The sequence below is a fragment of the Micromonospora sp. WMMA1976 genome, assembly GCF_027497335.1.
GTDB lineage: Bacteria > Actinomycetota > Actinomycetes > Mycobacteriales > Micromonosporaceae > Micromonospora > Micromonospora aurantiaca.
The window spans coordinates 2,625,412-2,642,293 of the sequence record NZ_CP114912.1 but is presented as its reverse complement, the minus strand read 5'-3'; the positions used below and the strand labels follow the sequence as shown (position 1 = coordinate 2,642,293).

The window sequence follows — 16,882 nt, the reverse complement described above, 5'->3', positions numbered from 1 at the left end:
GTACGATCCGCTGATGATCCGGGCGGTCTTCTTCGACGTGGGCGGGACGATCCTCGACGAGACGCGCGAGTTCGCGACCTGGGCGGACTGGCTCGGCGTACCGAGGCACACGTTCTCCGCGGTCTTCGGCGCGGTGATCGCCAGAGGCCTGGACTACCAGGAGGTGTTCCGGGCGTTCCGGCCGGACTTCGACCTCACCGCCGAACTCGCGCGCCGGGTCGCCGCCGGTGACCCGGAGTCGTTCGGTGAGGAGGATCTGTACCCGGACGCACGGGCCTGCCTGGCCGCCCTGCGGGAGCAGGGATTGCGCGTCGGCCTGGCCGGCAACCAGCCGGAGCACGCCGAGGCGACGCTGCGGGCGCTCGACCTGTCGGTGGACGTGATCGGCACGTCGGCGGCCTGGGGCGTGGCGAAGCCGGCGCCGGAGTTCTTCGCCCGGGTGGTTCGCGAGGGCGGCGGCGACGCGTCGGCGCTCCTTTACGTCGGTGACCGGCCGGACAACGACGCCGCCCCGGCGATGGCCGCCGGCATGACGGCGTGCCTGATCCGGCGCGGACCGTGGGGCCACATCCTCGACATGCCGGACGTCGCCGACCGGTGCCTGTTCCGCATCGACTCGCTGGACGAGCTGCCGGCCCTGGTCGCGCGGCACAACGCGGCGGGCGGCTAGCTCGGCAGGTCCCCGAAGACCGAGACCCGGGTGCGGTGGTGGCGCGGTGACTCGATCTCGTCGACCACCGCGACCGCCAGATCGGCGTACGACAGGTACGCGAGCGCCGGGGCCTGCTCGCCGCCGAGACGGTACCGGCCGGTGCGGGGACCGTCCACGTCGAGCGCGGCCGGCGGGGTGAGCACCAGCCAGTCGACTGTGGTGTCCGCGCCGCGGAGCCGGTCCAGGCCGGCGGCGTGGCTGAGCGCGAACGGCCGCAACTCGGCGGGCAGGACGGCCGGGTCGTCGTGGAGGGGCCGGCCGTGCGCGTCGGTGAGCGTGGCGAACAGGCCGATCGCCACGAGCCGCGGCACGCCGGCGCGGGCCAGGCCGTGCAGCAGCGCGTCTGCGGCCCGGACGAAGAACTCCGGATCGAGGCCGGCGGCGGCGAGCGCCTCCGGCCCGGACGCCGGGCTGACCGCGTGGACGACGGCGTCGTGCCCGTACCCGATCGAGGTGACGGCCTCCGGGTCGGTGACGTCGCCGCGTACCGCGGCGGTGAGGTCGGGATGGCGGGCGGGGTCGCGGACGACGGCTGTGACGCGGTGGCCGCGGCGGTGGGCCTCGGCGGTGACGGCGCGGCCGGCGCGGCCACCCGCCCCGAGGACGGCGATGCTGGTCATGGCGCGACGCTAGAGCGCCGGGTGCCGGTTACCGCAACGGTACCGGGGTTACGCTCGGGCGGTGACGCCGCTCGATCCGGACATGTTCGATCCCGCCTGTCCGTCGCGGATGATGCCGTTGCAGATCGGCGACAAGTGGACCGCGATGGTGGTGCTGTGCCTGGAGCACGGGCCGCGCCGGTTCACCGAGCTGCGGGTGCCGCTGCGCACGATCACGCCGAAGGTGCTGGCCGAGACGTTGCGGGCGATGGAACGCGACGGGCTGGTCACGCGGAGCGCCTACGACGAGAACCCACCGCGCGTGGAGTACGCGCTGACGCCGCTGGGCCGCAGCCTGCTGACGCTGGTCGCGGCGGCCCGATCGTGGAGCGAGCGGCACCTGGACGAGGTGCTGGCGGCCCGGAGGTCGCACGACTCACGGATGCCGTGACCACACCTGTCGGCACCGGGCGTTGTGCCGGGCCGACCGGTCGCCCTAACCTCGCTCTGGTAGGCATCGACGGCGATCGGGGGACGCCATCAGCGGCAACGACACCGGGCGCGGCGGCCTGCGCAGGTTCGCCGCGAACGTGATGACGAACGTCCTCGCGAACCTCATCGCGGCGGCGATCATCTACGTGCTCGCCGCGGCCGCCGGGCTGCTCCCGCGCGACCCCGCGCTGATCGTCGCGGCGCTGATCCTCGTCAGCCTCGCCGCGGCCGTCGTGCTGACGTTCCTCATCACCACGAACGCCTTCGCCGACAAGGGGGACGTCCTCGCCGGGTGGACGGCGATCGCCCTCGGCACGCCGATCCTCACCTCGGCCGTGGGGTACGCGTTCCGTGAGGGCCGTCCGGCGACGGGGATCGGAGGCGGTCTGATGGGCGCGGGGCTCGCCGGCGCAGGCGTGGCGATGCTGGTGGCCGGACGGCGGATACGGCGGGCGGCCGACGCGTCGCCCGACGGGGATCAGCGGGCGGCTGAGCCGGGCGTCCGGCAGTAGCGTCGTACCCCCGGCATAGCCTGCTTGTCATGGGAACCGCTGAGCTGGACGAGCTGATCGTGCCCGACGCGGACGCGCTGCGCGCGTGGTTGTCCGCCCATCACGACACGTCTCCCGGCGTCTGGCTCGCCCTGACCCGCAAGGGCGGCACCGTCACCACGCTGACCTGGCAGCAGGCGGTCGACGAGGCGTTGTGCTTCGGCTGGATCGACGGGCAGGCCCGCAAGCGCGACCACGAGAGCTCCTGGATCCGGTTCACCCCGCGCCGGGCCCGTAGTTCGTGGTCGCAGCGCAACGTCGGGCACGTGGCCCGGCTGGAGGAACAGGGGCGGATGACGCCGGCGGGCCGGGCCGCGGTGGAGGCCGCGAAGGCGGACGGCCGGTGGGCGGCGGCCTACGCGCCGCCGTCGGAGGCCGAGGTGCCGGCCGACCTGCTCGCCGCCATCGCGGCCGAGCCCGCCGCCCAGGCCATGTTCGATGTCCTGACCAGCGCCAACCGGTTCGCGCTCATCCACCGGCTCAACGCGGTCAAACGCGCGGAGACCCGGACGCGCAAGGTCGGCGAGTTCGTCGCCATGCTGGCCCGCCACGACACGTTCCACCCGCAGAAGGCGAAGCCACCGACCGCTCCGTGACGTGCCGCGCCCGTACGGCCGATTCCGGCAGCCGCGACGACCCCGCGCCCGGCGACCGGCGGGGTGAGCCGGGCGTACGCTCGAACGAGCCGACGGCAGGAGGTCGCCCGCGATGATCCCGGTGCTGATCCTGTTCGGGCTTCTCCTCGGGCGCTGGTGGCGGTCGTCGCTCGTCACCGCCGCGCTGGGCTGGCCGGTCCTCCTGGTCGCGACCGGCGTGATGGACGTCGGCGCCGGGCTGCTCGGCGCGGCCGGGCTGGCCGTCGCGAACACCGGTGCCGGCGTGCTGCTCCACCACGGAGCCCGCCTGGCGATCCGGAGCCTTCGGGCGTCCTGAGTCGGGCCCGTGCGCTACCCGGTGCCGCCGGTGTTCCGGATCATCCGCCGGAGCACCTTGAGGGTGGTGACGTAGTCGGCGTCGTCGACGCCGTCGTGGATGCGGGCCCGGATCCCCGGCGCGTGCTGCTTGAGGCGGAGCCGGGCGGCCTCCCCCGCCTCGGTGATCCGCAGCCGGCCGTCCGCGTCGCGGGTCAGCCAGCCGCGTTCGCGCAGCACCTCCGCCTCGGCGTCCAGGTCGTCCTCGGCCCGCAGGTACGAGCGCATCGCGTGCCGCAGCTCGGGCACGGTCAGTCCGCCGCCACCGGGCAGGAGGTCGTTCGGGGACAGGTTGCGCAGGAGCCAGAACTGGGGCTGGGTGAAGCCGTGCGCGGCCTGCTGGGCCCGGGTGAAGGCGATGAGCGACTCGTACGCGACGCCCGTCCAGTAGGCGGCCGGCTGGCCCGCGAGTTCGGCGTCGGACAGGTGCGGTGTCGTCATGGTGCGCTACCTCCGGCGGTGATCGGGTGAGCACGACGCTAGGACCTCAACCGGGCTTCAGATCAAGCCGCGCGGGACATCGCGTTCCGGCCGGCCCCGGCATGATGAGCCGATGCGGGTAACGATGGCGACCGACGCGGGGCATCCCGGCCGGGCCAATGAGGACTTCGCCGGCGCCGTACGGTGCGGCATGGTGCTGGTCGACGGTGCCGGCGGCATCGCCGGGGCGGGCGAGGTCTGCCACCACGGCATCGCCTGGTACGCGACCCGGCTCGGCGGCGCGTTGCTCGGCGCGCTGGCGCAGGGGCGGAGCCTGCGCGACGTGCTGGCCGAGGGCATCGAGCGGGTCACCGACGCGCACCGCGACACGTGCGACGTCGCCCATCCGATCAGCCCGTTCGCGGCGGTCGCGATGCTGCGGTTCTCCGGCGACATCGTCGAGCACCTGGTCCTCGGCGACGCGGTCGCGGTCGTCGGCCGGGCGGCGGGGGATCCCGTCGTCGCCCACGATCCGCGGGAGGTGGTGATCGCCCGGTCCTTCGAGGAGCGGCTGAAGGACGTGCCGGAGGGCGGCGACGAGTACCGGCGGCTGCTGCTGGATCTGCGATCCCGCCGTAACAGTCCCGGCGGCTTCTGGGTCGCCAAGGACGACCCGACGGTGGTGGCCGAGGCGGTCACCGGCGAGTGCCCGGCCGGCGAGGCGGGCACGGCGGCGCTGCTCAGCAACGGTGCGAGCCGGCTCGTGGACACGTTCGGGCTCTCCGACTGGGCCGGGCTGCTGCGCCTGCTGGAGACCGACGGCCCCGCGGACGTCATCCGCCGGGTCCGCGAGGCGGAGGCACGCGGGGGCGTCGCCACCGACGACGCGACGATCGTCTGCCGCACCTGACCGGCACGACAATCCGGTCGTGCTCGTGTTGACTGCGACGATGGACCGTCGACGGCTCAGCAGCATCGCGCACTCGCACCACCCGATCGCGGCCCCGCTCTCCGGTGTCAACGTCAACCGGCTGCTGCGCCGGGCCGGTCGCCGGCCTGCGGCCCGGATCCTCGACCTGGGCTGCGGTGAGGCGGCGTGGGCGTTGCAGGCCCTCGCGCACTACCCGGACGGGCACGCCGACGGCGTGGACCTCAACCCGTACGCGCTGGAACGCGCCGCCGAGGCCGCCGCCGTGCGCGGCCTCGCCGAACGGCTCACGCTGCACGAGCGCGACGCCCGGTCGTACGTCCCGGACGGCGACCACGACCTTGTGCTCTGCGTCGGGTCGACGCACGCGTTCGGCGGGTTCGGTGAGACGCTGGAACTGGCCGGCCGGCACGTGAACGCCGACGGCATCCTCATGGTGGGCGAAGGCTTCTGGCAGGTGCCGCCGACGCCGGAGGCACTGGCCGCGCTGGGCGCGAAACCCGACGACCACACCGACCTCGCCGGTCTGGTCGCGGCCGCCGAGCAGGCCGGCTGGACCCCGGTGTACGCGCACGTCAGCGACACCGCCGAGTGGGACGACTACGAGTGGTCGTGGACCGGTTCGCTGACCGAGTGGGCGCTTGACAACCCGGGTCACCCGGATGCCGCCGACGCGCTCGCCGCCGCCCGGGAGCACCGGGACCAGTGGCTGCGCGGATACCGCGGCGTGCTCGGGTTCGCGACGCTGGTGCTGCGCCGGACCTGACCGGCCGCGCGGGTCCGGCTCGGCACAGGCGGGCGGGGCACTATCGTTCGGGCGTGCAGATCCGTTTCGCCGTACCGGCCGATCCCGCCTATCCGGCCCGCGTGGCCGCCGCGCTCGCCGCCGCCCGGCTGCGCCGGTTCGGCTACATCGGCGCGGCCCTCGCCGCGATCGGGGTGATCGGCTGGATCGCCTCCCAGGCGTCGGCGCGGTTCGCGTCGCTGTGGACCGCGTTGATCGTGGCCGGCGTGCTGTCGATGCTGTACGCGCCGTGGGTGCGGTGGCGGGCCCGGCGCCGCTCCGGCGGGTACGCCGTCGAGGGCGGCTACGACATCGACGACCGCAACATCATGATGCGCAGCGGTTCGGAGTCCGGCGGCATCGCCTGGGACGGCGTCACGCGGGTCACCGAGACCCCCGACTTCTGGATCGTGTACGTGGGACGCATGCCGGCCACGGTGATCCCCCGGTGGCTGATGTCCGCCGAGGACGCCGGGACGTTGCGCGCCTTCATGGCCGAGCGGCGACTGCTCGGCCACCGTTGACCATGTATTGATCGGCTGTATATGTTGCCTCGGTGAATGAGATGCGCGAGGCGACCTTCCTGATCCTGACCGCGCTGGCCGACGAGCCGCGCCACGGCTACGGGATCATCCAGGAGGTCACCGGCCTGTCCGGCGGTCGCGTCAACCTGCTGCCGGGCACCCTCTACGCCGCCCTGGACCGCCTCGTCGCGCAGGGCCTCGCCGAACTCAGTCACGAAGAGGTCGTCGACGGCCGGCTGCGCCGCTACTACCGGCTGCGCGCCGACGGCCGGGCCGAGCTGGCACGCCAGACCGAGCGGCTGCGACAGCTCGCGTCCGCCGCCGAGTCCCGGCTGCGCGCCCTACGGCCCCGCACCGCCTGACCCCCACCGTCGCGGCTCCCGAGGGAGAAACCCATGCATCGCTGGCTGCTGCTGGCCTACCCCCGCGACTACCGCCGGGCGCGCGGGGCCGAGATCCTGGAGACGGTACGGGACGTCGGCCCGGCCCATCGGCGTACCCGGATCGCGGCGAATCTCGTACGTCATGGTCTGCGTGCCCGGCTGGGGCGGCCGGCGAGCCGTACCGTGGTGGCCTGGGCGGCGGTCTTCGCGGTGGTCTGCGGTCTGTTCGCCGCGTCGTTCGGCACCTGGCTCGCGTGGCTCGGCTCCCGCCCGCTCGACCACCGGGACCTCGCCGCCGTGGTCGGGCAGCTCTACCCGGACCGGCAGGTCAGCCACATCGACCGGGACGACCCGCCCGCCGTGTTCCTCATCTACGGCCACCCGCTGAACGAGGACCTCCTGTCCGAGCTGCTCCTCGGTGACGGCGGCGAGTACGCGCTGGCCGAGCTGACCGCGTCGTTCGACCAGACGCCGGCCGGCGGCCTCACCGACCTGCGGCAGCGCCTGCACGCCGCCGGGTGGGAGCGGAGCGAGCCCGTCAGAACCGACGCGTACGGCTGCGTCCCCGGCAGTCCGCAGTGCGACCCGGCGTCCATCCCCTCCGACATCACCGTGTACGCCGGACGCGGCGACCACATCCTCGCCGCGGAGCTCAACGCCGAGGGTTCGATGAACCTCACCCTCAGCCGCGCCACCCCCGGCGCCGCGTATCCCGCCGGTCTGCTCGGCTTCGTGCTGGGCACGCTGGGCGGCTGGGTGCTGTTCGGCTGGGCGAGCCGCCGCACCGAGGGACGAAGCCCGCTGGTGCAGGGCCCGGCGAAGGTTCTGTACGGCGTCGCGATGGTGTTCTGGGCCGCGCCGACCCTGCTCGGCGCGCCGATGATGCTCACGCATCACCTGAGCGAGCCGCATCCCCGCTGGCACGTGCCGTGGGAGTGGCTCGGCCAGCCCACCCTGTCGTTGCCGTTCCTGCTCGGCGCGGTCCTGCTGATCGTCGCGCTGGGGCTGGCGGCGCTGCCGCACCGGCGCCCGGCGGGCCGCACGCTCGCCGGGGCGTCGGACCCGGCGGTCTAGCGCCGCCGGGTCAGCTCGCCGGGCATCGCGTGCCGGTGGCGGGCACCGTCAGATCGACGAGGTACCTGTCCACCACGGCAGTCGTGCAGTCGTTGCGCTGGTAGGTGCCGTGGCCCCAGCCCTCGTAGGTGACCAGACGCCCGTGCCGGCCGAGTTGCCGGGCGACGTTCGCCGCCCAGGCGTGGCCGGTACGGGGATCGTGCCGGGAGTTGAGCAGCAACAGCGGCGTGCGGGTGTGCACGTTCAGCTCGTGCGGCGGATTGCGGACCGGGGACGGCCAGCCCAGGCAGGTCTGCACTGCGAGCAGACCGGCGCCGTACCGGACGTCCGGGGCGGCAGCAGCGGCGTCCCGGACCAGTCCGGCGTACTCGGCGTAGTCGCGTACCTCGGCGGGCCAGTCCGCGCAGAACGCCGCGACCGAGATCGAGAGGTTCACAGCCGGTGGCGGCGTACCGGCGTCCATGTCCCGCACGATCGCGGCGAGTTGCGGCCAGCGCGGGCCGGCGAGCATGCCGAGTGCCACGGCGGTGACGTCGAAGGCGGTACGGGGGGCGTACTCACCTCGGTCCGCGCGGGCCAGCACCCGCGCCCACACCGATCGCACGTCCCGTTCGTGGAGCACACAGTCCGCCGAGCTGTCGCACCAGGAGACGAACTCGTCGAACGCGTCCTGCAACGCGGCGGCCTGCGTCCGTACGAAGGACCGCACGTCGAGGCTGTGGTCGAACACGCCCTCCAGCACCACCGCCCGCACGCGGCCGGGGTACCGCTCGGCGTACTGCTGACCCAGCAGGGTGCCGTACGAGCTGCCGTGGAAGGACAGCCGCCGCTCCCCCAGCGCACGCCGCAACGCCTCGAGGTCACGGACGGTGCTGAGCGTGTCGGCGTGGTCGAACACCGGGCTGGTCGGGCGGCACCTGCTCCACAGCGCCCGGTTGTAGGCCACCGCGGCGTCGAAGTCGGCCTGGCCGGTCAGTGGGACGGGCGGCTTGCGCAGCGCCGGGTCCGGCGTGCAGACGGGCGCGGCGGTGCGGGCCACGGCACGCGGGTCGAAGCTGACCAGGTCGAACCGGTCCAGCAGCTCGTCGCTGAACCGGTCGCCCCTGCGGATGCGTTCCACCCCCGAGTCGCCGGGGCCGCCCGGTCCGAACACCAGCGTGCCCACCCGCTGCTCCGGCAGGCGCGCGGACCGGCGTGCCACGGCGAGGTCGAACGTCGGGCCGTTCGGCCGGGCCCAGTCCACCGGCAGTCGGAGCCGGGCGCACCGCACGCGCGGATCCGGCGGGACGTCCGGCAGGTCGTCGGCGCACTCGCCCCAGGCGAGTCGCGGCGGCGGAAGACCGGCGCGCGCCGCGCCGGGCAGTCCCGCCAGGACGGTGAGCGCGGTCAGAGCGAGGGCCACGGTACGTCGGAACACGGTGCCTCCCGGTGTCTGGATGCTCATCGATTCTTCAGCGGCGTCCCACCCGAGTCATATACGGAAACGCCCCGATATGCCCGTCGGGTATTTCCCCCATTCCGTCCCTGACGCCGAGGTACGGCAGGCGAGCCGTACCCGTGGCGGTCTAGCATCTGGCGATGGCCTCGCCCCTGGATCGCCTGCCGAAGATCGGCGCACCGGCCACGCGGGCGCTGACCGCCGCCGGCTACACCACGCTGCGCCGGCTCGCCGGGGTGCCACGCGCGGAGCTGGCGCGGCTGCACGGCATGGGGCCGAAGGCGCTGGCCGTCATCGAGGCCGCCCTCGCCGAGCACGACCTGCGGCTGAGCTGACGGGGTGACCGCTGTGCCATTCGGGCGACTCCACCACCTGATCGTCGACTGCCCGGATCCGATGGCCGAGGCACGGTTCTGGAGCGCGGTCCTCGGCGACCCGATCACGTACGCGGACGACGACTTCACCGTGGTGTCGGCGAGTACGGCGACGTCCGGGCTGGCGTTCCAGCGCGCCCCCGGCCTGACGCCGCCGACATGGCCGGATCCGGCGGTGCCGCAGCAGATGCACCTCGACGTGATGGTCGACGACCAGGACGCGGCGGGCGAGGCGGTGCTCGCGCTGGGCGCACGGCGGTTGCCGGGCGACCACGTGTACGCCGACCCGGCCGGTCACCCGTTCTGCCTGATCAGGCGCCCCACCTGGGCGTCGCCGGTGGGCGGGTCCGCGTGACCGGCGCGCGCGGCGGCCGGCCGGCCGACCGCTGGACGAGGAACGCCTGGCGGACCCTGCACATCGGGGTGGCGATCACCGCGGTGTGTCTGCTCTGGTCCGTCAGCGTCCCCGGCTTCGTCTTCGTCGTGATGCTCGGCGTGGTCTTCCTGTTCGCCGTGGCCGGCCTGGGCTGGGCCATCCTGGTGGGCTTCTTCGTGGTCGAGCGCCGCCGCTGGTCCTGGCGGTTCCTGGTCGCCCCGGTGATCGTCGTGCTCACGGCGGCGCTGGTCGTCGCAGGAGCGCCGTTCCAGGCCCGCTGGGCGGTGAGCCGTGGTGCGTTCGACCGGGTGGTCGCCGCGCTGCCCGCGGCGAGCGCGCAGGACGCCGAGTGGTCGAAGGTGCGGGTGCCGCACCGGATCGGCGCCTACATCATCACCTCGGCCTACACGGTGCCCGGCGGAGTGGTGCTCTACGAGAGCAACGGGTACATGCTGGACGACGCCGGGTTCGCCTACCTGCCGCAGGGCCCCACCGAGGACCTCGCTAACGAGGACTTCGAAGCGCCGAGCTTCACGCATCTCGGTGGTCCCTGGTACAGCTGGACCGCGAGCTGGTAGGCGAACATCCGGCGTCCCTGCCCTACCTCAGGTGCCGGGCGAAGAACCGGTTCGCGGGTTCCCCCTCGAACCACGGCACGCCGGTGTGCCCGCCCATGTTGGCGTGCAGCGTCTTCTCCGCCGAGCCGAAGGCGTCGAACAGGTCCAGTGCCATCTGCCGGTCGTTGCCCTCGTCGTCCCACTGAAGCAGGACATGCAGCGGGATGGTGACCTGCCGGGCCTCCTCGATGATGGCGCGCGGCACGAAGCTCCCGGCGAACAGGAGCGCGGCCACGATGCGGGGTTCGACGAGCGCCAGCCGTACGCCGATCGAGATCACGCCGCCGGCGTAGCCGACCGGGCCACCGATCCCGGGCAGCGCGAGCAGGGCGTCGAGGGTGGCCCGGCACTCCGGGACCGCCTTCTCCACCAGCGGCAGGACGAGCCGGTCGACCACCTCGTCGGCGACCGGCTCACCGGCTCCAAGTGCCCGGCGCAGGTCGGCGCGGGCCTGCTCGGCGGCGGCGGACGCGGGCCGGTCGCCGCTGCCGGGAAGTTCGACTGTGGCGGCGGCGAAGCCCTGCGCGACGCAGCCCTCCGCCCGGGCCAGCAGGCGGGGATACATCCGGCGCAGTCCGCCGGGGTGGCCGAGCAGGATCAGCGGGACCGGGGCGGACGCGGACGCGGGCGTCCACAGGAGGCCGGGGATCCCGCCGAGGGTGAACTCGCGTTCGCGGACGTCGTCGGCGAGGCGTTGTTCGGAGGTGAAGCGCATGGTCGTGCCTCTCGGGAGTGCGTCGGCGCTCCCGGACGACCTATCGCCCGGCCGTGACCCCCGAGGGGAGCACCCATGTCGATACTGCGGTCACGGGTACCACCTCCCTCGTTCTCCGGCACGGCCACCGGCAAGCTAACAGCGTCCGCCGGGGCCGGCCAACCGGTTTTGTCGCGGCGTGATCCGCGCCGGACCGTCAGCCGCGCTCGAAGCCGGCGAAGACGACAGCCAGCGTCCGGGCTTGCAGATGCTCGTCCCAGCCCCCGTGCAGGGCGCCCTGGCACATGCCGGTGAGCAGCGCCATCACCTCGGGTAGCCGTACCGAGCCGGCGACGGCTCCGGCGGCCTGGGCCTGTTCCAGCAGCCGGCCCACCGCCTCCTCCAGGTGACCTACCGCGTCCGGAAGCCGGATGTCCACCCCGGATCCGGCGAGCAGCTCGACTGCGGTCTTCTTCGCGGCGGCCTGCGCCACGGTGTATCTGAAGAACCCGAAGAGGTCGTGTCGTCCCGCCTCGTCGGCGAGCTGCGCGAGCAGTCGCTTCATGAGCGCGACGAGCAGGTCCTCCTTGGTGGGGAAATGACGGAAGACCGTGCCGATGGCCACGCCCGCCCGGCGAGCCACCTGCTCGGTCGAGGTACGGGTGCCGAACTCGGCGAAGACCGCCTCGGCGGCGTCCAGGATGCGTGCCCTGTTGCGTTGCGCGTCGGCGCGCAGCGGCGGACCCTCTACCAAAATGAGCCTCCACTCATTATTCTCACGGACACAAGTCGAGTCACGACTCATTATCTCGGAGGCCGGCATGACACCACAGGAGATCTTCGAGAGCATGCGCGCCAGATGGCTGGCCGGTCTGCCCGCCTTCGACGCGGATTCGCTGGCCGACGACGTGGTGGTCGAGACACCCTTCGCCGCGCCCGGCCAGCCGACGCGCACCGAGGGGAAGCAACCCGTTCTCGACTACACGCGGGCGGGCCGGGCGGTGTTCCCGGTGCGGTTCGACGACTGCCGCGGCGTGGTCGTGCACGAGACGGCGGATCCCGAGGTGATCGTGGTCGAGTACGAACTCGTCGGCACACACACGGTGACCGGGGTGACCGCCTCCGCGCCTTTCATCGGGGTGTTGCGGACCCGGGACGGCAAGCTGGCCCACTGGCGCGAGTACCAGCACACGCTCGCCATCGCTCAGGCCGCCGGCCAGGCATGAGGCTGGATCACGACAGGGGCGCCGCGCTCAGGAGGACGGGGTCGGCGACGGGGCGAACGGCCACGGCTGCGGGCCGAACAGCTCCGTGCACGCGGTGAGGAGCCCACGCTGCGCCTCGGCCATGCGCGCGTCGACCGGGCCGGTGTCCGCGTTCGGGTCGTTGCGGATGAACATGTCCCCGGATTCCTTCGCCGCCACCGCCAGTCGCTCGCCGGCCTCCCGGACGCCCGGGTCGGCCGCCTTGCGGGCACGCATGGCGATCGGCGAGTTCGAGGTGAAACGGACGTCCTGCTGCTCGACCACCCGGGCCCCCATGTTGCACGCACCGGCCGCGACCTTGTCCGCGGGCGCGGTCGAGCCGGCCTGCGGAGCGGCGGAGGACGCCGCAGCGGACGACGACGGGGTGGCCGACGTCGACGGTGCGGGCTCCGCGGGCGCGCACGCGGAGACGACGAACAGCAGGGAGAGTGCGGCGAGTTCACGTTTCACCGCACGAGGCTAGCGATCATGGTGGGCGTGGCTGCCGTCCGGGTGCCACACCCACCCTCATCGCGTCGACATCGAACCTGTCACCGGCCCGCCGCGCGGAGCATCGCCTCCGTCTCGGGGTCGGGCATGACCTCCCGGACCTCCTGGGCACATCGGCACGACGCGGCGATCTTGGCGGCCCACTTCAGCGCCTCGTCGTGGGACGCCACGTCGAGGACCACGAACCCGCCGATGACCTCCTTGGTCTCCGGGAACGGCCCGTCGGTGACCACCCCGTCCGCACCCACGATGGTCGCCTGCTGGCGTTCGAGCCCGGTGCCGTACACGAACACACCGGCGTTCACGGCCTCCTGGATGACGGCGTGCGCCTCCCTGCCCACCTGGGGGATCTCCTCGGCGGGGATGTGGTCCATCGCGCCGTCGTTGAACGAGATCAGGTACCGCGGCATGCCATGACTCCCTTGTCCGGGCGGCCCGGTCCGGCCGCCTCTCACCCGTACTACGAACGAGCCGCACCCGATCTGACATCATCCGCAGGGATGGGCACGGCGGTGCCGGTCACCGCGATCCCGGCGCCGTCCCCGGCGGGGATGCTGACGGTGAGCAGGCTCGGACGGCCCATGTCGTCACCCTGCCGCACGGTCACCGTGGCGGGCGGCCGCACCAGGCCCAGCTCGCGCAGGTAACCGCCGAACGCGGCAGCCGCCGCGCCGGTCGCGGCGTCCTCGACCACGCCGCCGGGCGGGAACGGGTTGCGCGCGTGGAACACCAGCGGGGACTCGCGGTGCACGAGGTCGATCGTCGTCCAGTCCCGTTCGGCCATCAGCGCGCTCAACGCCGCCGTGTCGTAGTCCAGGTCCGCCAGGCGCTGCCGGGTCTCGGCGGCCACGATCGGATGCCAGGCCCCGGCGTACGCGACACGCGGCGGCAGCGTCGCGTCCAGATCGTCCGGCGACCAGCGCAACGCGGCGAGCAGCGCCGCCAGGTCGTCCGCGGCAAGGGGTACGGTGCGCGGCGCGACGCTTGTCAGCGTGGCGGTGGTGGCGCCGTCGGCCTGCACGCTCGTGGCGACCTCGACCAGCCCGGCGCGAGTGTCCAGGTGCAGCACACCTGGGCCGTGCCGCTGCGCGTACGCGACCGCCGACGCGATCGTCGCGTGCCCGCAGAACGGCACCTCCGCCTTGGGGCTGAAGTAGCGGACGGTGAACCGCCCGCCCCCGCCGGCGGGCACGAGGAACGCCGTCTCGGAGTAGCCGACCTCGGCCGCCACCCGCTGCATCTCCGCGTCGCCCGCCCCGGTGGCGTCCAGGACGACACCGGCCGGGTTGCCACCGGCGGGGTCGGCGGTGAACGCGGCGTATCGGAGAATGTCCATGATCACGAGCCTAGCGACGATGCTCCGGCTCGTCTGCCCCGAGACGAGCCACGCCGAACTACTCTCCGGGCATGAGCGGCTTCGAGATCACCCCCATCGGTACGGTCCGCAACGACCGGACGGACATCCAGCACAGCGACAACTGGGGTGCGGTCCGCAGCACCGTCGTCGTCGACGAGCGCTTCGGCGAGGCGTGCCTGCAGGGCCTGGAGGGGTTCTCCCACGTGGAGGTCCTGTTCGTCTTCGACCGGTTCCCGGACGGCGGCGACTTCCGGGAGCCCCGCCCCTACCGTGGCCGGGCCGACCTGCCGCCGATGGGCGTGTTCGCCGGTCGCGGCCCGCGCCGGCCGAACCGCATCGGCGTCACGTGCTGCCGGATCGAGTCGGTCGACGGCCGCGAGCTGACGGTGGTGGGCCTCGACGCCGTGGCCGGCACGCCCGTGATCGACCTGAAGCCGGTGATGGTGGAGTTCGTCCCCGCCGACGTCCGCCAGCCGGACTGGGTCAGCGGCATGATGTCCGACTACTTCCGGCCGTAGCGTCGGCGCGCCACCTCACCGCAGCAGCCTCTCCGTGAGGTCCATCAACCGCTCGGCGTCATGGGGGTCGAGGGTCGGGAAACCGGGCGGAAGTAGCTTCCCCCGGTCGACGGCGGTCACCGGCGCGGTCGGCGGCGCGTCCAGGAACTGGTGAATCGGCGCCACCGCGTCCGCGACGGGCCGGGCGGCGACGGCCGCCGCCACCGCGAGCAGCCCTCGTACCACGAACGGGAGTGCGCTACGGTCACCGCTCCTGGTGAAACCGGGATGGTAGAGCACGTATCGGGCCCGGCTGCCGGACCGCTGGGCGAAGCCCACGCCGAGCAGGTCGTTGGCCCGCCCGGCCTGCAACTGCGCGGCGACGGCCGAGTAGCCCGCAGTCATCTGTGGATCGGTCCAGCGCACCTCGCCTCTCGTGACCCCGACACCGGCGACGTTCACGATCACCGGAGCGGTCGCCCGGTCCAGGGCCGGACGCAGACCGAAACTGAGCAGGTAGCGACTGACGTAGTAGAGCGCGAACGTACGCTCCAGTCCCTCCACCGTCTCGACGCGGCGCGGCGTCACGGCATTGGCGAACAGCGTCAACGCGTCGACGACCTGATGCTCGCCGAGGATGTGCGCGATGACCTGCCGCGTCTCGGCCATGCTGGACAGATCGACGGGTACGAAGGTGATCAGGCCGCCGGCCATCGCCTCGCCCCGTGCACGGCTGCGGCCGAGCACCAGGACGCGGTCGCCACGTTCGGCCCGTCCCAGGGCGAACGCACGTCCCATCCCGTTCGTGCCGCCACTGACCACCACGACGCCCACGTCGCCCCCTTATCGTCTTGCTCATCGGCCTGCCTCATCCTGGGCAGCAGGCCGGCGGAGGCGAAAGAAGGCACTTTCATGTCCACAGGTAACATCGATGTGAGTGCCTCGCTGCGCGATCATCGGCTGCCGGTGCCGGTTCCGGCCGGCGAGTACGATCGCTGCCCGGTCACCGACGTGCTGCGGCGGGTGAGCGACAAGTGGACGCTGTTGCTGATCACCCTGCTCGGCCGGCATCCGCACCGGTTCAACGAGTTGCACCGGGCCGTCGAGGGCATCAGCCCGCGCATGCTCACCCGGACACTGCGCGCGCTGGAAGGCGACGGCCTGGTCGAACGTGAGGTGTTTCCGACGGTGCCGCCGAGCGTCGAGTACCGGCTGACGCCGCTCGGTGTCAGCCTGCTGGGGCCGCTTTCCGCGCTGGCCGACTGGGCGGTCGCTCACCATGCCGAGATCGTCGCGGCACGTCAGCCCGTGGACCCGGTGAGCGTGCCCGAGCGGTGAGGCACCGGTCCGGCGTTTGTCCGCCGGGCGGTGGGCGTCGATCTGGAATGCTTCGTCCATGCCGTCCTTCCCGCCCACCTTCTCCGCCGGGATCGTCGCGCAGCCGATCCAGGCCCAGTTCGAGGCGTTTCTCGACGAGCAGCGCGACGCGCTCGACCGCTGCCTGGACGGACTGACCGAGGATCAGGCGCGCCGGTCACTGGTGGCCTCCCGGACCACGCTGCTGGGTCTGGTGAAGCACGCGACCTTCGTCGAGAAGGTCTGGTTCGACGAGGCCGTCACGGGCCGGTCGCGAGCCGAGATCGGCATCCCGGAGCGGTCGGAGGACTCGTTCCTCCTCGACGACGGCGACACGATCACCGGCGTCCGGCGGGCATACCGCGACGCCCGCGACGCGTCACGCCGGGCGACCTCCACGCGGCGTCTGGACGACATCCTCACCGGGCACCGACGGGGCCCGCTTCCGCTGCGCTGGGTGTACCTCCACGTCCTGCGCGAACTCGCCCAGCACTGCGGGCACGCGGACATCCTCCGGGAGCAGATCCTCGACGGACAGCGGGCGGCCGGCGGTGGTTCGTCGTCGTAACGGCCGGCGTCACGCGCCGGCGCCCTCGTCGGGGTCACCGGTCGACAAGTCGGGGGCACGCATCCGCCACGCGTCGGTGACCAGTTCGGTCAGGCGCTCGACGCCGACGTGCGCCAGCCGCAGCATGACCAGGGGTGACCCGTCATACGCGGGGGTGGTGAAGAACAGGTCGGGCTCGCCGAGGAGCAGGGCCTGCTTCTCCGCCTCGTCGCCCACGTACAGCACGGCGATGTCGGTGCGGATGCGCCGCGGCCTACCGGACGTGCGCTCGGGATACGACCAGACGAACCCCTTGCCGGCGACCCGGAAGTCGAAGCCGTCACTGTCGATCTCGACCACGTGCGGCAGCGACAGCGCCACCCGACGGACATCGTCCGCATCAGCCACGACGGTCACCCCGGCACACCGCCTTC

At 72.9% G+C, this 16,882-nt stretch carries 27 protein-coding genes; 17 read left to right on the top strand and 10 right to left on the bottom strand.

Going from position 1 to position 16,882, the window contains the following annotated elements; translation table 11 throughout:
• Nucleotides 1–13 precede the first annotated feature (13 nt).
• A complete protein-coding gene (locus tag O7546_RS12195) occupies nt 14–670 on the top strand; it encodes an HAD family hydrolase (RefSeq protein ID WP_194801752.1) in 657 nt (218 codons plus the stop codon).
• Here the strand turns inward: O7546_RS12195 and O7546_RS12190 are convergent.
• On the bottom strand, nt 667–1,332 hold the full coding sequence (locus O7546_RS12190; RefSeq protein WP_269696822.1) for an NAD(P)H-binding protein: 666 nt from the start codon (nt 1,330–1,332) through the stop codon (nt 667–669). The genes O7546_RS12195 and O7546_RS12190 overlap by 4 nt on opposite strands.
• A 61-nt stretch (nt 1,333–1,393) precedes the next feature.
• On the opposite strand from O7546_RS12190, the gene O7546_RS12185 reads away from it, so the two are divergent.
• From O7546_RS12185 to O7546_RS12170, 4 genes are all read left to right on the top strand, one after another.
• Nucleotides 1,394–1,762: a helix-turn-helix domain-containing protein gene (locus O7546_RS12185; RefSeq protein WP_269696821.1), complete on the top strand. Its 369-nt coding sequence runs from the start codon at nt 1,394–1,396 to the stop codon at nt 1,760–1,762.
• A 142-nt stretch (nt 1,763–1,904) separates the two neighbouring features.
• Nucleotides 1,905–2,315 (top strand): diguanylate cyclase, encoded by a 411-nt coding sequence (locus tag O7546_RS12180; RefSeq protein WP_194801754.1) that lies wholly within the window; start codon nt 1,905–1,907, stop codon nt 2,313–2,315.
• A gap of 29 nt (nt 2,316–2,344) precedes the next feature.
• Nucleotides 2,345–2,950: a YdeI/OmpD-associated family protein gene (locus O7546_RS12175; protein WP_269696820.1), complete on the top strand. Its 606-nt coding sequence runs from the start codon at nt 2,345–2,347 to the stop codon at nt 2,948–2,950.
• A 112-nt stretch (nt 2,951–3,062) separates the two neighbouring features.
• The gene (locus tag O7546_RS12170) at nt 3,063–3,287 is read left to right on the top strand and encodes a hypothetical protein (RefSeq protein WP_194801756.1); all 225 of its coding nucleotides are present in this window, start codon (nt 3,063–3,065) and stop codon (nt 3,285–3,287) included.
• A 14-nt stretch (nt 3,288–3,301) separates the two neighbouring features.
• On the opposite strand, the gene O7546_RS12165 is transcribed toward O7546_RS12170, so the two are convergent.
• Nucleotides 3,302–3,766 (bottom strand): MarR family winged helix-turn-helix transcriptional regulator, encoded by a 465-nt coding sequence (locus O7546_RS12165; RefSeq protein ID WP_269696819.1) that lies wholly within the window; start codon nt 3,764–3,766, stop codon nt 3,302–3,304.
• A 112-nt stretch (nt 3,767–3,878) separates the two neighbouring features.
• Between O7546_RS12165 and O7546_RS12160 the strand changes: the two genes are divergently transcribed.
• Genes O7546_RS12160 through O7546_RS12140 form a run of 5 tightly spaced genes read left to right on the top strand, consistent with a single transcriptional unit; the run spans nt 3,879 to nt 7,438 of the window.
• Entirely contained in the window at nt 3,879–4,655 is a 777-nt protein-coding gene (locus tag O7546_RS12160) for a hypothetical protein (RefSeq protein ID WP_281600927.1), read from the top strand.
• A gap of 19 nt (nt 4,656–4,674) precedes the next feature.
• Complete coding sequence (locus tag O7546_RS12155; RefSeq protein ID WP_269696818.1) at nt 4,675–5,439, top strand: class I SAM-dependent methyltransferase; 765 nt, start codon at nt 4,675–4,677, stop codon at nt 5,437–5,439.
• 53 nt (nt 5,440–5,492) lie between these two features.
• Nucleotides 5,493–5,981, top strand: coding sequence for a YcxB family protein (locus O7546_RS12150; RefSeq protein WP_269696817.1), 489 nt, complete (start codon nt 5,493–5,495; stop codon nt 5,979–5,981).
• A 41-nt stretch (nt 5,982–6,022) separates the two neighbouring features.
• Nucleotides 6,023–6,343, top strand: a complete 321-nt coding sequence (locus O7546_RS12145) for a helix-turn-helix transcriptional regulator (protein ID WP_194801797.1) — start codon at nt 6,023–6,025, stop codon at nt 6,341–6,343.
• Nucleotides 6,344–6,376: 33 nt separating this feature from the next.
• The gene (locus O7546_RS12140; protein ID WP_281600926.1) at nt 6,377–7,438 is read left to right on the top strand and encodes a hypothetical protein; all 1,062 of its coding nucleotides are present in this window, start codon (nt 6,377–6,379) and stop codon (nt 7,436–7,438) included.
• A 10-nt stretch (nt 7,439–7,448) separates the two neighbouring features.
• Here the strand turns inward: O7546_RS12140 and O7546_RS12135 are convergent, their stop codons facing one another.
• Entirely contained in the window at nt 7,449–8,855 is a 1,407-nt protein-coding gene (locus O7546_RS12135) for an alpha/beta hydrolase (RefSeq protein ID WP_194801760.1), read from the bottom strand.
• Nucleotides 8,856–9,016: 161 nt separating this feature from the next.
• On the opposite strand from O7546_RS12135, the gene O7546_RS12130 reads away from it, so the two are divergent.
• The 3 genes from O7546_RS12130 to O7546_RS12120 are packed head-to-tail and all read left to right on the top strand — an operon-like array spanning nt 9,017 to nt 10,204.
• Nucleotides 9,017–9,211 carry a helix-hairpin-helix domain-containing protein gene (locus O7546_RS12130; RefSeq protein WP_194801761.1) on the top strand — a complete coding sequence of 65 codons (195 nt, stop codon included), beginning with the start codon at nt 9,017–9,019 and terminating at the stop codon, nt 9,209–9,211.
• 4 nt (nt 9,212–9,215) lie between these two features.
• Nucleotides 9,216–9,605, top strand: a complete 390-nt coding sequence (locus O7546_RS12125; protein ID WP_194801762.1) for a VOC family protein — start codon at nt 9,216–9,218, stop codon at nt 9,603–9,605.
• Nucleotides 9,602–10,204 carry a hypothetical protein gene (locus O7546_RS12120; protein WP_194801763.1) on the top strand — a complete coding sequence of 201 codons (603 nt, stop codon included), beginning with the start codon at nt 9,602–9,604 and terminating at the stop codon, nt 10,202–10,204. The genes O7546_RS12125 and O7546_RS12120 overlap by 4 nt, the downstream gene beginning before the upstream one ends.
• A gap of 22 nt (nt 10,205–10,226) precedes the next feature.
• On the opposite strand, the gene O7546_RS12115 is transcribed toward O7546_RS12120, so the two are convergent.
• Both O7546_RS12115 and O7546_RS12110 read right to left on the bottom strand, forming a co-directional pair.
• A complete protein-coding gene (locus O7546_RS12115; RefSeq protein WP_194801764.1) occupies nt 10,227–10,958 on the bottom strand; it encodes an alpha/beta hydrolase in 732 nt (243 codons plus the stop codon).
• A 196-nt stretch (nt 10,959–11,154) separates the two neighbouring features.
• Nucleotides 11,155–11,691, bottom strand: a complete 537-nt coding sequence (locus O7546_RS12110) for a TetR/AcrR family transcriptional regulator (RefSeq protein ID WP_228532401.1) — start codon at nt 11,689–11,691, stop codon at nt 11,155–11,157.
• Nucleotides 11,692–11,758: 67 nt separating this feature from the next.
• Between O7546_RS12110 and O7546_RS12105 the strand changes: the two genes are divergently transcribed.
• Complete coding sequence (locus tag O7546_RS12105; protein WP_194801766.1) at nt 11,759–12,163, top strand: nuclear transport factor 2 family protein; 405 nt, start codon at nt 11,759–11,761, stop codon at nt 12,161–12,163.
• Between the two features lie 27 nt (nt 12,164–12,190).
• Here the strand turns inward: O7546_RS12105 and O7546_RS12100 are convergent, their stop codons facing one another.
• From O7546_RS12100 to O7546_RS12090, 3 genes are all read right to left on the bottom strand, one after another.
• The gene (locus O7546_RS12100) at nt 12,191–12,652 is read right to left on the bottom strand and encodes a hypothetical protein (RefSeq protein WP_194801767.1); all 462 of its coding nucleotides are present in this window, start codon (nt 12,650–12,652) and stop codon (nt 12,191–12,193) included.
• Nucleotides 12,653–12,732: 80 nt separating this feature from the next.
• Nucleotides 12,733–13,101 (bottom strand): YciI family protein, encoded by a 369-nt coding sequence (locus O7546_RS12095; RefSeq protein ID WP_194801768.1) that lies wholly within the window; start codon nt 13,099–13,101, stop codon nt 12,733–12,735.
• 50 nt (nt 13,102–13,151) lie between these two features.
• Nucleotides 13,152–14,027 (bottom strand): PhzF family phenazine biosynthesis isomerase, encoded by an 876-nt coding sequence (locus tag O7546_RS12090; RefSeq protein WP_194801769.1) that lies wholly within the window; start codon nt 14,025–14,027, stop codon nt 13,152–13,154.
• A gap of 71 nt (nt 14,028–14,098) precedes the next feature.
• Here O7546_RS12090 and O7546_RS12085 point away from each other — a divergent pair, with 71 nt between their 5' ends.
• A complete protein-coding gene (locus O7546_RS12085) occupies nt 14,099–14,566 on the top strand; it encodes an SAM-dependent methyltransferase (RefSeq protein WP_194801770.1) in 468 nt (155 codons plus the stop codon).
• 15 nt (nt 14,567–14,581) lie between these two features.
• On the opposite strand, the gene O7546_RS12080 is transcribed toward O7546_RS12085, so the two are convergent.
• Nucleotides 14,582–15,379, bottom strand: a complete 798-nt coding sequence (locus tag O7546_RS12080; RefSeq protein WP_281600925.1) for an SDR family NAD(P)-dependent oxidoreductase — start codon at nt 15,377–15,379, stop codon at nt 14,582–14,584.
• A gap of 78 nt (nt 15,380–15,457) precedes the next feature.
• Between O7546_RS12080 and O7546_RS12075 the strand changes: the two genes are divergently transcribed.
• Nucleotides 15,458–15,883, top strand: coding sequence for a helix-turn-helix domain-containing protein (locus O7546_RS12075; protein WP_194801771.1), 426 nt, complete (start codon nt 15,458–15,460; stop codon nt 15,881–15,883).
• A 58-nt stretch (nt 15,884–15,941) separates the two neighbouring features.
• Nucleotides 15,942–16,469, top strand: coding sequence for a DinB family protein (locus tag O7546_RS12070; protein WP_281600924.1), 528 nt, complete (start codon nt 15,942–15,944; stop codon nt 16,467–16,469).
• A 9-nt stretch (nt 16,470–16,478) separates the two neighbouring features.
• Here the strand turns inward: O7546_RS12070 and O7546_RS12065 are convergent, their stop codons facing one another.
• Entirely contained in the window at nt 16,479–16,856 is a 378-nt protein-coding gene (locus O7546_RS12065) for an MmcQ/YjbR family DNA-binding protein (protein ID WP_194801772.1), read from the bottom strand.
• Between the last annotated feature and the right edge of the window lie 26 nt (nt 16,857–16,882).